This window comes from Hungatella hominis, assembly GCF_014288005.1.
Taxonomy (GTDB): Bacteria; Bacillota; Clostridia; order Lachnospirales; family Lachnospiraceae; genus Hungatella; species Hungatella effluvii.
Genome location: NZ_JACOPB010000014.1, coordinates 1 through 15,002, shown reverse-complemented (window position 1 = coordinate 15,002; position 15,002 = coordinate 1). Strand labels below are relative to the sequence as shown.

General features: G+C 47.9%; 14 protein-coding genes, 3 tRNA genes and 1 rRNA gene. All 18 read right to left on the bottom strand.

Features of this window, described 5'->3' with window-relative positions; translation table 11 throughout:
- Positions 1–162 precede the first annotated feature (162 nt).
- Positions 163–1,671, bottom strand: a complete 1,509-nt coding sequence (locus H8S75_RS23330) for a response regulator transcription factor (RefSeq protein ID WP_187023596.1) — start codon at positions 1,669–1,671, stop codon at positions 163–165.
- A gap of 2 nt (positions 1,672–1,673) precedes the next feature.
- Positions 1,674–3,428, bottom strand: coding sequence for a sensor histidine kinase (locus H8S75_RS23325; RefSeq protein WP_187023595.1), 1,755 nt, complete (start codon positions 3,426–3,428; stop codon positions 1,674–1,676).
- A complete protein-coding gene (locus H8S75_RS23320) occupies positions 3,391–5,454 on the bottom strand; it encodes a glycosyl hydrolase 115 family protein (RefSeq protein ID WP_187023711.1) in 2,064 nt (687 codons plus the stop codon). The genes H8S75_RS23325 and H8S75_RS23320 overlap by 38 nt, the downstream gene beginning before the upstream one ends.
- Positions 5,455–5,640: 186 nt before the next feature.
- Positions 5,641–5,907, bottom strand: a complete 267-nt coding sequence (gene rpsR, locus H8S75_RS23315; RefSeq protein WP_002602079.1) for a 30S ribosomal protein S18 — start codon at positions 5,905–5,907, stop codon at positions 5,641–5,643.
- A 45-nt stretch (positions 5,908–5,952) separates the two neighbouring features.
- Complete coding sequence (locus H8S75_RS23310; RefSeq protein WP_025532065.1) at positions 5,953–6,405, bottom strand: single-stranded DNA-binding protein; 453 nt, start codon at positions 6,403–6,405, stop codon at positions 5,953–5,955.
- Between the two features lie 22 nt (positions 6,406–6,427).
- Positions 6,428–6,715, bottom strand: coding sequence for a 30S ribosomal protein S6 (gene rpsF, locus H8S75_RS23305; protein WP_002602081.1), 288 nt, complete (start codon positions 6,713–6,715; stop codon positions 6,428–6,430).
- A 153-nt stretch (positions 6,716–6,868) separates the two neighbouring features.
- Positions 6,869–7,066: a DUF951 domain-containing protein gene (locus tag H8S75_RS23300; protein ID WP_187023594.1), complete on the bottom strand. Its 198-nt coding sequence runs from the start codon at positions 7,064–7,066 to the stop codon at positions 6,869–6,871.
- 24 nt (positions 7,067–7,090) lie between these two features.
- The gene (locus H8S75_RS23295) at positions 7,091–8,080 is read right to left on the bottom strand and encodes an aldo/keto reductase (RefSeq protein ID WP_187023593.1); all 990 of its coding nucleotides are present in this window, start codon (positions 8,078–8,080) and stop codon (positions 7,091–7,093) included.
- 50 nt (positions 8,081–8,130) lie between these two features.
- Positions 8,131–8,862, bottom strand: a complete 732-nt coding sequence (locus tag H8S75_RS23290; protein WP_187023710.1) for an NAD-dependent protein deacylase — start codon at positions 8,860–8,862, stop codon at positions 8,131–8,133.
- Between the two features lie 198 nt (positions 8,863–9,060).
- The gene (locus H8S75_RS23285; RefSeq protein WP_187023592.1) at positions 9,061–9,699 is read right to left on the bottom strand and encodes a type I phosphoribosyltransferase; all 639 of its coding nucleotides are present in this window, start codon (positions 9,697–9,699) and stop codon (positions 9,061–9,063) included.
- 89 nt (positions 9,700–9,788) lie between these two features.
- Positions 9,789–10,841 (bottom strand): GNAT family N-acetyltransferase, encoded by a 1,053-nt coding sequence (locus H8S75_RS23280; protein WP_187023591.1) that lies wholly within the window; start codon positions 10,839–10,841, stop codon positions 9,789–9,791.
- Positions 10,838–11,764 (bottom strand): DUF2156 domain-containing protein, encoded by a 927-nt coding sequence (locus H8S75_RS23275; protein ID WP_110323158.1) that lies wholly within the window; start codon positions 11,762–11,764, stop codon positions 10,838–10,840. The genes H8S75_RS23280 and H8S75_RS23275 overlap by 4 nt, the downstream gene beginning before the upstream one ends.
- Positions 11,765–11,811: 47 nt before the next feature.
- Positions 11,812–12,219, bottom strand: coding sequence for a hypothetical protein (locus tag H8S75_RS23270; protein WP_349768973.1), 408 nt, complete (start codon positions 12,217–12,219; stop codon positions 11,812–11,814).
- A gap of 108 nt (positions 12,220–12,327) precedes the next feature.
- Positions 12,328–14,220: a sensor domain-containing diguanylate cyclase gene (locus H8S75_RS23265; RefSeq protein ID WP_187023590.1), complete on the bottom strand. Its 1,893-nt coding sequence runs from the start codon at positions 14,218–14,220 to the stop codon at positions 12,328–12,330.
- Positions 14,221–14,475: 255 nt separating this feature from the next.
- Positions 14,476–14,546, bottom strand: a tRNA-Cys gene (locus H8S75_RS23260).
- Between the two features lie 45 nt (positions 14,547–14,591).
- A tRNA-Glu gene (locus H8S75_RS23255) sits at positions 14,592–14,663 on the bottom strand.
- Between the two features lie 47 nt (positions 14,664–14,710).
- Positions 14,711–14,783: transfer RNA gene (locus tag H8S75_RS23250), tRNA-Asn, on the bottom strand.
- 114 nt (positions 14,784–14,897) lie between these two features.
- A 23S ribosomal RNA gene (locus H8S75_RS23245) occupies positions 14,898–15,002 on the bottom strand; the annotation flags it as partial.

Sequence of the window (15,002 nt, the reverse complement as noted above, 5' to 3'; positions counted from 1 at the left end):
CATTTCTCCTTGATCTGTATTTTTAACTCTCAAAGTTTCGGTGCGCACCTTGTTTATGCTGTTATTCTACATGATTTGAAACAAATAAAAAATGGAAAAAGCCGTCATCCCAATTGAAAAAAGCCGACTTTCTTCCATGCGGAAAAGCCGGTTTTTTTCAAATTACGCCTGTTTTTGTATATAATCCTTGTACTCAGAAGGGGACATTCCCACTAATTTTCGGAAGGTCTTGGAAAAATACTGGCCATCCGCCGGGTATCCCACTTCTTCCGCGATCTGAGAAAGCTTGATCTCCGGAAAATACCAGATCAGCCGTTTCGCCAGTTCAATTCTGACATTTAAGATATAAGAAGAATACTTCTGTTTCATACACTTGGAAAAGACACGACCGAAATAATCCTGATTCATGTACAGGACTTCCTTCGTCAGCCACTGGATGCTCAGTTCCTGGCTGCTGATGTTCTGATAGATTCCCAGCAGAATATCGCGCATACGCCGCTCTTCCTTATCTCCGCCCGGATGAAGCCCCTGCTTCTCACTGATATAGTCGGCCAGAAGCTTCAAAAGCTCCCTGTCGTCTTCCCCCTTCAGCCACCGTTCATTGTCCTCATCCTCATAGAGCATGTCAAGCACATACCGGATTGCCGCTTCCTTTCTCCCGGCCAGATCGCCTCTGAGCCGCATCTTTACGAATCCCAGATACAGCTCAAACAGGATGGCATCATAGGATTTCGCAGCCCTCAAAGCCCGGTAATTAATCAGCATCAATTCCTCCCGGTTGATATCCTTATAAAATCCATGCCACAAAGCGTCCGTGTCCGCGTCGATCTTTCCCATCTTTAAGAGTCCTGAGACCTCCTCATAGAGGCCCTGTATCTGATCCCAGCTTCCGCGGCCGGAAACCGCTGTCTGAAGCGGGCTGGAATCAAACTTCTCATACTCCTTTTTCACCTTCACAATGACAGGCTGAATCTCATCAAATACACGCCCTTCCAGCAGAAGCAGCACATCGTTGCGGATAGACGTCACCAGAAGCACGTAACTGCTTCCCAGCAGCTCCGTAATAATGTTCGTCACCACAAACTGTTCCAGATAGTCAAACCATTTTTCCTTATGAAACGCCAGAAGAAAGACCTCTCTCCGGAAGTTCCCGCAGTCCCCCAGATACGCCTCGAAGTCCTTATGGATATCTTCCCGGTTCAGCAGCACATTGCGGAACATCTGCTCCCTGGCTCTCGGAGCCAGCCGCTTGACCTGGGTCCGCATATCATCCTCTTTTCTCTTCTTCTCTTCCCGGACCTTAAGCTCCTCCGTTACCTTGCCGATCACTTCCACAATCTTCGCCTCATCGCAGGGCTTCAGTATATAGTGGCGCACGCCCAGCTCCATGGCTCTGCTGGTATACTCATACTCTCCGTAGCCGGAAAGCACAATGAATACAATATCCGGAAAATCCTCCCTCGTCTTCCGGATCAGTTCAATTCCATTCATGACAGGCATCTTAATGTCCGTAATCACGATATCCGGCATCTGGTTCTGGATCTCCTCATATCCCTCGACACCGTTCCATGCGGTTCCCGCCAGACTTATCCCGTACTTTTCCCACTGGATAAAATCTGCCATTCCCTCTCTCTCCACATCCTCATCGTCCACGATCAGAAGCTTATACACATCTATTTCCCTCCATATTTCGGAATTTCAATCCTCACAACGGTTCCCTTTCCGGGCTGGCTGGTTATCTCAAATACTGCGTCAGAAAAGATCAGGTTCAGCCGTTCCCTGATATTTTTAAGTCCGATCCCATTTCCCTTGGGCACCATGGTGAAATTCCTGACGGCCTCCAGTTCTTCCTCCGTCATACCCGGCCCGTCATCCTCCACCTCCAGGGTCATGGTCTGCGCCTCTACATTTTCCTTTACCCGCACCAGAATCCTGCATTTATTTAAGGAATTGTCCACGCCATGGTTGATCGAATTCTCCACCAGCGGCTGCAGAATCATACGCGGCACGTGGTACGTCTCCAAATCCCCCTCTGCCTCCACGAGAAACTCGGCCCTTCTCCGGTACCGGACCTTCTGAATATCAATATAATGCCTTGCCAGCTCCAGCTCCTCCAAAACCGTAGCCAGCTGTTCCTTCTTAAATGCCGCACGCAGCAAATCTCCCAGCGAGATCAGCATCTCAGATGCCTCCTCATTCTTCCCCGACCGTATCATCCAGTTAATGGAATTCAAAGTATTATAGAGAAAATGAGGATTTATCTGCGCCTGAAGCGCCCGGTACTGCGTATCCTTCAGCAATATCTGCTTCTCATAGTTTTCATGAATCAGGACCATGATCTTATCCAGCATAATCCGGAACTCCTGGGTCAGGATTCCCGCCTCGTCGCCTCGCTTCTCTCCCTCCAGATACTCCTTCGCCTTCTGAAACTCACCCGCTTCCACTATCTGAATCGAATCCGTCAGTCTGTTAAGCGGTCTGGTAATGGCCGTGGAAAGCCGTTTCAGGATCAGCATCGCCGCCACAAACAGCACGAGAAATCCGCCGATCAGACAGTATCGGACCATGGTGTTCATAAAATAAATCGAGCTGTACGGAAACATGTTCACATACGTCCATCCCGTCTCCGCCGATGTAAGCTGACAGAGAAAATACTTTCTCCCCTCCAGATTTATGATCTCATAATCGCTCTCCGGCAGCACCTGCCTGATCTTCTCATACAGACCGTCCTCGCTCTGATAGATCAGGCCGGAGTCGCTGGTCACGCACAGGCTGGAAACATCGGTTTTCAGCTGATTTAAATGCTTCTCGATCAGCACCCGGATATCCGATACAAAGATCAGGCTTCCCAGATAGTCGAGACTGGCATCGATGTGCTTGCGTATATCCCTGCCGGAGACGAGATAGGGAAATTCCTCCGTAGGATTCTCATAAACATAGGCTCCTTTTGCCTTGTCAAACTTCTCCAGCAGGCTGTCGTAAATTCCCACCGGCAGTTCCACATACCGTTTCCCCACCTCATATCTGGTCAGGAATTTATCCGTATAGATAAATTCCGACACCAGCTCCGCAGACAGCGCCTCTGTGGTCAGCCGGCTTCGCATCTTCGACATCTGAAATGAGTATTCCGCCTTGTTCTTCGCACTTTTTATGATCGACAGCTGATTTTGAATCTCGTAGTCCATTGCCAGATCGAAGGACAGCTCCTCCACCTTTTTCAGCTCTCCGTCCACCCGCTCCGTGAAGAAATTCAGTTCCTCCAGCGACTTCTGGTAAAGCTGGCCGTCATAGATACTCAAGGTAACCTGCATGGCAAGCAGCGTGATACCGCACAGAATTCCGAATATGGCCGCATAGACCACCATCATCTTTCTGGCAAGGCTTGTATTCCTAAACCGTTCCACCCACTGATCCCAACGCTTTCTCATCACTTTCCCGCTCCTTCATCGCCTGGTAAAGTTCCTGATCCGTCATATGGTTCTCCATGTTGGTGATGAGAACCACCCGTTTATCTTCCTCCGAATAGGTAACCTCCCTCTGCCACTCATAGAAATGAGGGCCGTCCCCTAAATTCCTGATATATCCCATCAGCCGTCTCAGGCAGTACGCAGTCTCCTTGACATCGCAGAGACAGTCATTTTCGTAAAAGCCCTTCCATTTTCCGTGTTCCCGCGCTCTCATGGACCAGTCCGCCGCCTCATACCAGTCCGCTGCCCTGCCAAACAGATAAAACGCCCGCAGATACTGTTTACCGGCATACGCCTCATAACCGTCACAGAAGGACACAGCGCCTCTCAGACAGTACGTATGTAGTTTCACCTGCAGGAGAAGGGAATCCTCCAGAAGCGGCCCCGCCTGCTCTGCCATCCGGCTGCATGCTTCCAGAAGCGGTTCAAATGCATTTCTCCCATTTACAACCGTTTTCCGGTACTGTTCCATCTGTTCTTCCAGACTCTCTCCCGGGGCAAACCAGTTAAGCTCCGGCTCCGGTCTCTGCCCCCCATCCGCCATAATGCGGCAGACAAAATCCCTAGTCACGTAATTATAAAACTGGTCGCCCGCCCGCTCGTCCTCCTCTTTCCCATACCGAACCGTACACTTAAAATACGCTTCAAAGAGATCCGGGAGAGCCGCCAAAAGGTCCTTCCCGTCAATCCGCTGTCCATAGGCGTAGTAAGACTCCATATAACGCCTCCTGTGTTCCGCTGCGGTGAGCGAATTTCCTCTCCACAGATTCCCAATAAAGTCCAGAGGATACACGTGGGGCTTTACATTAGAACAGTTGACAACCCACAGGCTCTTTATTCCACAATCATACGCTATTTTCAATTCTTTTTCCACAAATTCCATAGAATTTGGCAGCATGGTAATATGATTCGCCGCCTGCAGATCATAAAAAGAGACGTGATAATACGTTCCATGGTTCCCATCCCTTAAATCTGCGGGAGGCAGCGCCGGCACTCTGGGATTGTGGTTGCCCTGTCTTCTCGATACCATTTTCCCGTAACCATTATCAGCCCAGATGGTAATCACATCCTCCGGCAGAATCAGGAATCCCTGCTGATACAGTTCCATCGTCTCCCCATAGAGATTCGTGCAGAATACAGGATTCTTCACATACTTCTTTACCAGCTCGTACTGGCGCACCATCAGGCTGCTGATTAGGTCTCCCCGCTTCTTCGGGGTATCATACTGGGGATCATCGTCCCAGAAAGGCCGGTCTCCCTGCCCCCGGAATCCGATATTCCAGATAACGCGGTAATCCTTCTGCCTCCGGATTCCGTCCTCCCACAGGCTGTAAAAAAGCTCCGGATATTCCGCAAAGGAAGGCGTCTTATCCGGATAGACCCGTGCAAACATCTCGGCTCCCAGCGGTTCCGCGTGATGATGAGTGATCCAGAGCCCCATATCGGCCGCCAGTCCCACATAAATCTTGGAATTCGCATCAGTACCCGGTATCACTAAATTTCCTCCGAGACGCAAAAGCGCCTCAAATGCCATCTCCCACGGATACTCCCTGCTCACTCCGCCATCCCAGCGGCTGATCAGTACCTCGTCGTTCAGAAACCAGCCTCTGTATCTCACCGGATATGGAGACGACGCAATTGTTCCCACCGGGATCTCCACATACTCCCGCTTTTCGAATTTCTGATCATTCCAGAACCAGAACGGCAGAATCCCCATGTACGCCTCGCTCAAATGCAGCAGTGCATACACAAATCCCAGTTCATCCCCCGCGCAGATTACCATCCGTTTTTCCTCAACCAGTATCCTGTACTGTTCCGGATCCATGGATTCCTCGCAGAGCCTGATCCCGCCCCCATAAGCAGAATCCCCGTCAATCACCATATCCAGATCTCGGTAAAACCGCTCCACCGCTCGTCTCACCGCACCTCTGTCCTTCATCGTTCCAAGATCCGCCGTAACGCTTTTATCCAATAAAAATGTTCCCATCATATCCTCCTTTACCGTGAAAAATTCTATCGTATCTCCACTCCATTATAGGAAAATATACAATGGGCGTAAATGGAAAAAAACCGTAAACACACTTGGAAATTTCCGACTTTTCTGAAAAACAAAAAATGAGACCCCATAATTTCTTACGGAATCTCATTCGCAAAATCCTTATAAAATAAGGGTTTATTCCATTGTATAAGGCATAAGAGCGATGTGTCTTGCTCTCTTAATTGCAACGGTAAGTGCTCTCTGATGCTTTGCACAGTTACCTGTAATACGTCTCGGAAGAATTTTTCCTCTTTCAGAGACATATCTTTTTAATTTATTTACATCTTTATAATCGATGGTGCCGTTCTTCTCACCACAGAATACACATACTTTTTTTCTTCTGCGCATGCCGCCTCTTCTGAACTTGGCGCCATCAGCTTTATCATTCTTATTATATGCCATTGGTACTACCTCCTGTTAGATTTTGTTGTTTCTATCCCTGCAAGTTTAGTTGAATGGAAGTCCTTCGTCTTCGACTCCATCCGGGATATTCATAAATCCATCACCGATTGCGGAAGACGGTGCCGGTCTGGATGTTGGCTGATAGCCGCCGCCATCACCGGAAGCCGCGCCCTTGCTGTCGGCGAATTCCTGATCGTCTACAATGATATCGGTCGTGTAAACTTTGATACCGTCCTTATTCGTGTAACTGCCAGTCTGGATCCTTCCGGAAATCAACACTCTCATGCCCTGGCGGAAATACTTCTCGGCAAACTCACCTGCTCTGTCAAATGCGACACAGTTGATGAAATCTGCGGTCTGCTCGTTGCCGTCCTGGTTTCTGCGGCCTCTTCTGTCAACAGCAAGAGTATATCTTGCGATGGCCATGGCGCGCTCGCCCTGGGAATATCTTACTTCTGGATCACGGGTCAATCTACCCATCAGGATTACTCTGTTCATACGATCACACTTTCTTTATCTATTATGCCTCTTGTCTTACGCATAAATATCTGATAACTGGTTCCATAATACGAATGCGTGATTCTAACTCATTCGGTGTTGTGGAATCGCCATCAAACTGGATGAAGTAGTAGAATCCCTCTTTCATCTTCTGAATTTCGTAAGCTAATCTCTTCTTACCCCATTCGTCGATGTTAGTTACAGTACCGCCAAAACGAGTGATATAATTTGTAATCTTCTCGATGGCTGCTGCTCTCTCCTCATCTTCGAGCTTTACGTTAAGAACAACGGCTAACTCATACTTGTTCATGCTTGTTTACCTCCTTGTGGTCTCTGGCCCCTGCTTTCAGTTTCAGGAGCAAGGAATTTAATGTGTCACGGATTAATATTTTAGCAGAAATTGGCGGAAAAAGCAAGTACTTTTTCCTGTTTTCCTACGATTTTACGACATTTCCGGGGCTTCTTACCGCTTTTCCGCCCCATCCGCTCCTTTCAGCCCTCTGACGTTCTTCTCCACCAGCTTTCTGGGAACCATAATCATGTGGCCGCAGCCCATACATTTCAAACGAAAGTCCGCGCCGACCCGCAAAATTTCCCATTCACAGCTGCCGCAGGGATGCTGTTTCTTCAGTTTTACAATGTCTCCGACTTCAAAATTCATCTCGTTCTCCCGTTATCAGTGTCCTTATTTTAAGATCTCGTCAATCGCCTTTAACTCATCTGCCGAAAACTCCAGATGATCGAGACACTGAACGCTGTTTTCCAGCTGTCTCACACTGCTGGCCCCGATCAGTACAGAAGTCACAGCCTTCTCCCGAAGCACCCATGCCAGCGCCATCTGAGCCAGCGATTGATTCCTGTTCACCGCGATCTCATTCAGCCTGCGGATCTGATCCAGCTTCTCCTCGGATAAATAGCGGTCATTAATCGTAGTCCCCACTCTGGAAGCTCTTGACCCCTGCGGGATACCATTTAAATACTTATCGGTCAATGCGCCCTGCGCCAGAGGACTGTAGCAGATACAGCCCACGCCGTGCTCCCACATAGCTTTAAACAATCCGTCTTCCGGAGTTCTCTCGAACATGTTGTAACGCGGCTGCTCGATGAGACAGTGTACGCCCATATCCTTCAACAGAAGGACCGCTTTCTCCGCCTCCTGCTTCGAATAGTTGGACAGGCCCACGTAAAGCGCCTTGCCCTGTCTTACGATATCCGCCAGCGTTCCCATCGTCTCCTCCAGCGGTGTCTCCGGATCCGGTCTGTGGTGATAGAAAATATCCACATACTCCAGCCCCATCCGCTTTAAGCTCTGATCGAGACTGGCCATTAAATACTTCCTGGATCCCCAGTTTCCGTACGGTCCCGGCCACATATCGTATCCGGCCTTCGTGGAAATGATCATCTCATCCCGGTAGGTTCCAAGGCCGTGTCTCAAAATCTCCCCAAAATTCTCTTCCGCCTTTCCAGGCGCCGGAAATCCGTAGTTATTCGCCAAATCAAAATGTGTCACACCCAAATCAAACGCCCTACAGAGAATAGCTTCCTGATCCTCAATGGGCTTTTCCAGACCGAAATTCTGCCATAACCCGAGTGATACCCTTGGAAGTTTTACACCGCTTCTTCCACAGCGCTTATAGTCCATCTTCTCATATCTGTCTTCTGCTGCCTGATACATAGTTTTACGCTCCTTTATTCTGTCATTTTTTCTCTGCCTGTACAGCGCGTTCACATGCCCGCCGCGTCTCCCAGCACCTCACCCAGCTGCCCGCTGATCACCAGATCAGCACGGCTGTCCATGGGGGTAACCGTCTTATTAATCAGAACCATCCGGTTTCCTCTATAATAATCGATCAGTCCCGCGGCTGGATAAACCGTAAGCGATGTGCCTCCAACGATCAGCATGTCCGCCCTGGTGATATATGCCACCGACCGGCTAAGCACCTCCTGATCCAGACTCTCCTCATAGAGCACCACGTCCGGTTTAATTGTCCCACCGCAGCTGCACCGCGGAATTCCATCCGGTTCATCCATATTTAAAATGTCTTCCAGGCTGTAAAACTTCCCGCACCGGGTACAGTAATTCCTGTGTACCGATCCGTGAAGCTCGAGGACTTCCTTACTGCCCGCCGCCTGATGAAGACCGTCAATATTCTGAGTGATAACAGCCTTTAACTTTCCTTCCGCCTCCAGCTTTGCCAAAGCCAGGTGTGCCCGGTTCGGTTCTGCTTTCGGAAACAGCATTCTGTTTTTATAAAACCGGTAAAATTCCTGGGGATTCTGCCTGTAAAAGCTGTGGCTGATAATCGTCTCCGGCGGAAACTGATACTGCTGGTGATACAGCCCGTCCACACCCCTGAAATCCGGAATCCCGCTCTCCGTCGAAATACCGGCTCCGCCAAAAAATACGATTCGGCTGCTCTCCGAAATCCACTGCTTCAGCTGTTCCTGTGCTTCCATCTCTCCCGTTCTCCCTCCTGTCCTTTCAATCAGGCCGCCACTGCACTCTGCCATGCAATGCCGGTCCGGTACTGGAACTCAGACGGGGTGCCGCAGACTGGATTCTTCCAAATCCGCCTGCGGCACCCCGGATCGCTTCAGAGTATGTTTGAAAATACCTCATTTCAATCCACGCCCGCCACTGCCGTTAAGCTTCTTTTAAAGCTTCGAATATCCGTAACCGTTTACAAGGGCATCCAGCCTGATTCCCTTCTTGCAGTATGGGCATTCCCGGAAATCATACGTCTGATAATCAGGGATATCACGCTCCCGGAATACAGAGTTCACAGGCATCCCATCCAGTTCCCCGATCGCACTGAAGATCGCCGATATTCCCTGGAGCTTCCCTCCATAATACTGGATACACTCGACTCCCTTGTTGATCGTCTTTCCCGTTGTCACGGAAGCCATCAGAAGAATCACATTCTTACCGGTTATCATGGGCTGAATATTGTCACGGAAAATCATCTGGCTGTTACTGTTGTACTCCGGAGTCACAACGTAAATTGTCTGATGCGCATTCCTAGACATAACGCCTGCCTTTGTCAGTTCCTCCGCCAGATAGGCGCCTACCACATCCATGCCATCCAGGCATACGATGGTATCCACAAACGTATTATACAGGTAAAGTCCCACTAAATCACGGGCGACCTCCTGTGCCTCACTAACACGTGTCTTCAGCGTTGTCATATCAATGTAGTAGTTGATATGGGAATGGTTGGTTGCGAAATGTCCCGGCACAACCTTGAGCGGTACGTTACATCCTGGAGCCTGAAGCTTAATATATCTGTTTTCCATAGAAACCTCCCCTGCTGCTGTTTTCTTTATTATACTACAGAAACAGGACTGGTTACAAGGAAAATCTATTAGTTTTGCACAACGCGGTACTATACCACCTCATCGAAATAAACACCGTTTAACGGCCTGATTCTTTCCGCCATACTCCGGCGGTTTTCCGGCATCTGCGGCATTTTGTATCCGAAGAGCCAGGCTGTCATCTCCGCAATTCCCAGCGACAGATGCGGCTTTACAAGAGTCCCCTCCGTCATCCGAGTCACCCTGGAGCCATTCTTATCCAGCTTCCAGCGGAAAATGCCGTCGTTCTGGCGTATCTGCCCGTCCGAGACCTCGATCATAAGTTCCATCTCACTGACTTCTGAGTCCTCTTTTAACCGGATCACAGAGACAAACTGCTCCAGATTGATGATTCGTCCCATCATAAGAGGCTTTGGCGGGGCGATCTCCTTCACATAGTCCGGATGCACCAGAAGCTCCCTCTGTTCCATCTCTCCGCCTCCATAATAGGCGGAAATACCGGCCAGCCGCTCCCTCTCGTCCCTCGTTCTCAAGAGTACCAGATCGCCGTCGGCGCTTCTCACCTCCCGGCACAGAGCCCGGTAATACTCCTCATCACGCATCGTATAGACCTCATAATGCTTTTCGAGGCATTTGCCCGCAAATCTGGCCGCCTCCTCGCATTCCTCCGTCCGCTGTTCTATGAGGGCCCGTCCGCTCAGACGCATCATGCCCTTTTCGCTCAAAGTAAGCTGCGGCTGATCAAAGATATAGGTAAACTCAAACGGCAGATAAATAGCCGGATCCACCGGATGCAGAAAGCAAAATCCCATCTTTTCCATATACATATCGGCAAATATCCTGGACAGCAGGCGGCTCATATACCCCTGGTGACGCCATGCCGCCGCGGTAGCCACCCCGGCGATATAGTCGATCCTCCAAATACGGTCCTTAACCACCACATCAAACGGATTCCGGTGGAGCATGGCCACGATCTCATTGTCCTCCTCCGCCACGAGAATCTTGTTCCGGCGAGTCTTCTCCGCATAGTAAAAATCCACAAACGACTGGGAATCTTCCACAAAGATCTCTTCCCACAGCTCCCGGCTCCTGCTTTTCTCTTCCTGTCTTAAATAATGTATCATCCTTTAAAGTCCTTCTGTTCTATGCTGTATTTTCTGGCAAAGTCAATGGGATTATAGGACATCTTCGCTCTGCGCAGGCCTTCCATTCCCACGTCGTCCTCCCGGTTGACAAGCATCATTTCCTCCGGAAATGCCCTGACCAGAAACTCTCTGTTAATAAACTGGTAAAGTCCATTGATCTCCGGATTGGCCTTCTCAATGTGAATTACCGCCATTTTTTCAAATTCATTATAGCTTCCTATCGTAAATGCTTCCAGCTTACCATCGATATAGACACCGGCCATCCGGACGCATAACTGGGAACAGTTCTTCAAGATATCGTGAATTCCGTTTACCTCATAATCCAACTGGGTACCGAACTCCGCGGCCTCCACCTTGTTTTCCCACCATCTGTCCAGGAACTCCCACACATCGTCCCGGTCAGAACAGCATAAAGTCCGGTACTCATACCGCCCTTCATACTCTCTCAAAAATGCATTCAGATGATTCTTTTTCTTATGCAGCTTCTTGCCGGCCAATGACCGCATAGCTGCAGCATCATACAAATAATCCTTTAAATCTTCCTGCTCCTTCACCTCAAACTTCTCAGGATCCAGTTTTAAATAGTTCACACCGTCCTCATCCGCCAGATAAATCCGAAATGGCTTTTTTAACACGGTATTAAAATATTCCACCATCTCATAAAAGTAATGGGACAGCTCCTCTTCCTTGCACATCGGCATGGCGCTGAAAGTAATGCCATCCTTTTCCATCAAAAACTGTACTGCTTTCTCATCGCTGATCGCGCATTGGATATGGTAAAAATCCCTCCAGATAAAACTGTCCAGAAACACACTGTCACACGTCTTATTGGGCCGCAATGCGAAAAACGGCGTCACTCTCTCGATATCCTTTGCCTCTACCGGCTTAAACTGTAGGTTCATAATAATTCCCTTCTGCATTAATATTGTCTTTTGTCTTATAATCTGATTTAACTCTTCTTAACAAAATCCGTATTGCACTTCGGACAGTGAATGCTGATTCTCCCTTTTCCTCTGGGAATGCGAATCTTCTGTCCACAGCTGGGACATTTATAGATATGGTATTCCTTCTTTTCCCGGATTCTAAACTTAAATTTGCGAAACTTTTCCGTTACAGAATAGCGAAGTCCTTCAAACACCTGCTCTTCCTTATACCTTTTCCCGATATTCCTCGAAAACATCCGGAAATAGCAGAGAATCAGGCACGCAAACGCCAGAATATCCACCCATGGTTTCCTTATAAAAATTCCAAGCAGCAGAAAGAAAAGTGAAACACCGATTAAAAACTGTCCAAGGCGATCCGCCCCATAGCGGCCCACCATAAATCCTGCAAACTTTTCCCTCCATTTATTCATCATATATTTAAACGCCTCTTTTCCTCATAATGACTTAACTATAATGAAGTCCCTGCAAAAAGTCAATCTCGTCAATTGATGTTTCACAATCTTTTTAGATTTTCCTGGACATCATGCTATTGTATACCCATTTTTCCCCCTCTGTTTCGTCTGATAAAGCGCCGCATCCGCTTTCTGATACAGCGTATCAAAATCATTTCCATCAATAGGGGCAATAGAAACTCCAATACTTGCGGACATCTCCCAGCTCTTCCCGCCTTCTGTGCATGTAACCCTCAGTGCATTCGACAACTCCTTCGCCTTATCCTCAACCCATTCAGAGTCAGGCGCCGGAATAAACGCTGCAAATTCATCTCCGCCCACTCTCCCCAGCACATCATTTACCCGGAAATGCGTTCTGATGATAGAAGTAAACTCTCTGATGCAGTAATCTCCAAATGCGTGCCCGCACGAATCATTGGCCTGCTTAAAATTATCAACATCAAACAGAAAGAAGGCATAGACCTCAGCCGCCGGTTTGGACAACAGGGCGGTAATTTCCCTTTCCGTTTCCATCTTAGTTAAGAAACCAGTCATCTCATCAAAAGAGGCCCTAATTTCCTTTTCCTTCTCTGCATTAATATTTTTCCGGTACGTAAACATATGGATACATTCATCTTCCTGAGAAAAGAAGATATAAGCATCGATCCGCATCCAAAAATACCGGCTCCCATCCTGAGTAATCTTAAAATCATATCTTAAATGATTATTCCCCATTTCATACTGCCGGATAACATTTTCCGGAGTAAATGTGGAGACGTATCCCTCCCGGTACTCCTCCTTAATCTGTTTTTCCGCAATCACTTTTAGTCCCTGGTCATAAGGCAGATCCCCCGCACCCAGACTGCCGAAATACTGTTCTGTCAATTTATTCGCATATCTGTTTCTCGTTATATTCAGTTCGTAGATATTATCATACAGCTGCTCTGTAGCCCTCTTAAACGCATCCTGCCGTTCTTCCATCAGCTGAGTAATCTGCCTGTTGAAATTGCGGAGCACCGTTGTTATTACTACCAGGACAGTAATAATAATCGCTATAATAATAACCCCTGTCTGGTACAGCCGATCCTTTATTTCACTCACGATAGCGCCGTTATTCTGTTCCACTACCAGATGCCATGACAGTTCCGGAATATACCTTGAAACCACATAGCTCCTTCCCTGGCCGCCCACCGCAGTATCCGACCATAGTTCCAGATTGGCAGAATCCTCCTTCCAGCCCAGCACCTGACTGCGGATACTCTCCTGCTCAAACGTCTGAAACCAGTCGATCCTGCTGTATCCCGTATGTTCAGAAGATATCTCAATCACACCGTTCTCATCGATCAGACATGCATTCAAATGATATTTTTCTTCATAGCTCTTCAAAAACTCTTTTAAATAACTCACCCGCATACCGACTCCCACCACACCCAGGAAATCACGATCAGGCCCATAGATCTTACAGTTTACAAACACCGTTATTGCATTGTCCGCTCCGTTTACCTCATCATTATCCACGTTCATGGAGTACTCAAGATCATCTTTCAGCATATCAAAATACCATACGTTCTCCGGATCTCCTTCCGTGAGTATTCTGTCAATCCCATTGAAATTATAATAGCGGTTCGTCAGGGCCGATACCAGAAAGACTGAATCAAAGTCATACTTCTCCCGATAAGTCTCCAAATAGTTCTTGATCGTCCATGCATACTGTTCGTCCTCTAAATGAGCTTCCTCGCCCTCCAAATGGGCCGCCAGAAGGCTGTCATGGGCCATGGTAAGGGAAATATTAACAGGCCTTGTAAACAGGGCTGTAAGCTGATAATAAATGCCCTCCGTCGTCAGAGAAGCCACCTGTTCGATGTTATTAAGCGAAGCCTCATAATTTGCCTGATAACTAAAAAACGCCGTCACCAGAAAACCACATACCAGGATCACACTGACCAGCAAATTTGTCTTTAAAAGCTCCCGATTCTTTTCCAAAATGAGCCTCCTTTACTTTTTTAATCCTGTATTGTTTTATTTTTGATATTTGTCTTATTTTTAATACTTGTCTTATTTTTAATACTTACTTTTGACACTTTAAATCTGATTTTTAGTATATCACATAATGCGCCGTCTAAATAGTTACCACTCCTGCCTCTTACAGAAATGGTTCTGTTCTTACTTAATTCAATTCAGATTCGTCATCTGCAGACACAAAAAAATCCTGGAAAGTAAATTCCAGGATTCTTTGAGAGGCGACAACCAGATTTGAACTGGTGATCAGGGTGTTGCAGACCCACGCCTTACCACTTGGCTATGTCGCCGTAGATATTGTAAAAAGTTGAAGTTCTGATGAATTTCAACTTAAGTGACCCCAACGAGATTCGAACTCGTGTTACCGCCGTGAAAGGGCGATGTCTTAACCGCTTGACCATGGGGCCTAAGCTTTGCATTTCGTTCTCCTCATTTACCGTTTGAGTATCACGAACTCCCCGAGTAGGACTTGAACCTACGACAGCGCGGTTAACAGCCGCGTGCTCTACCGACTGAGCTATCGAGGATTATTATACCATGAGGTATCCTCTATTTCAAGGCATATACCCTCAAAACCACACATTGTACATATCTTTCATCCGTTCTTACTTCCTCTGCCATTTCTGACAACCTAAACCAACTTGGTTAAGCCCTCGACCTATTAGTGACAGTCAGCTGCACATGTTGCCATGCTTCCACCTCTGCCCTATCTACCTCGTCGTCTTCAAGGGGTCTTACTCTTGCGA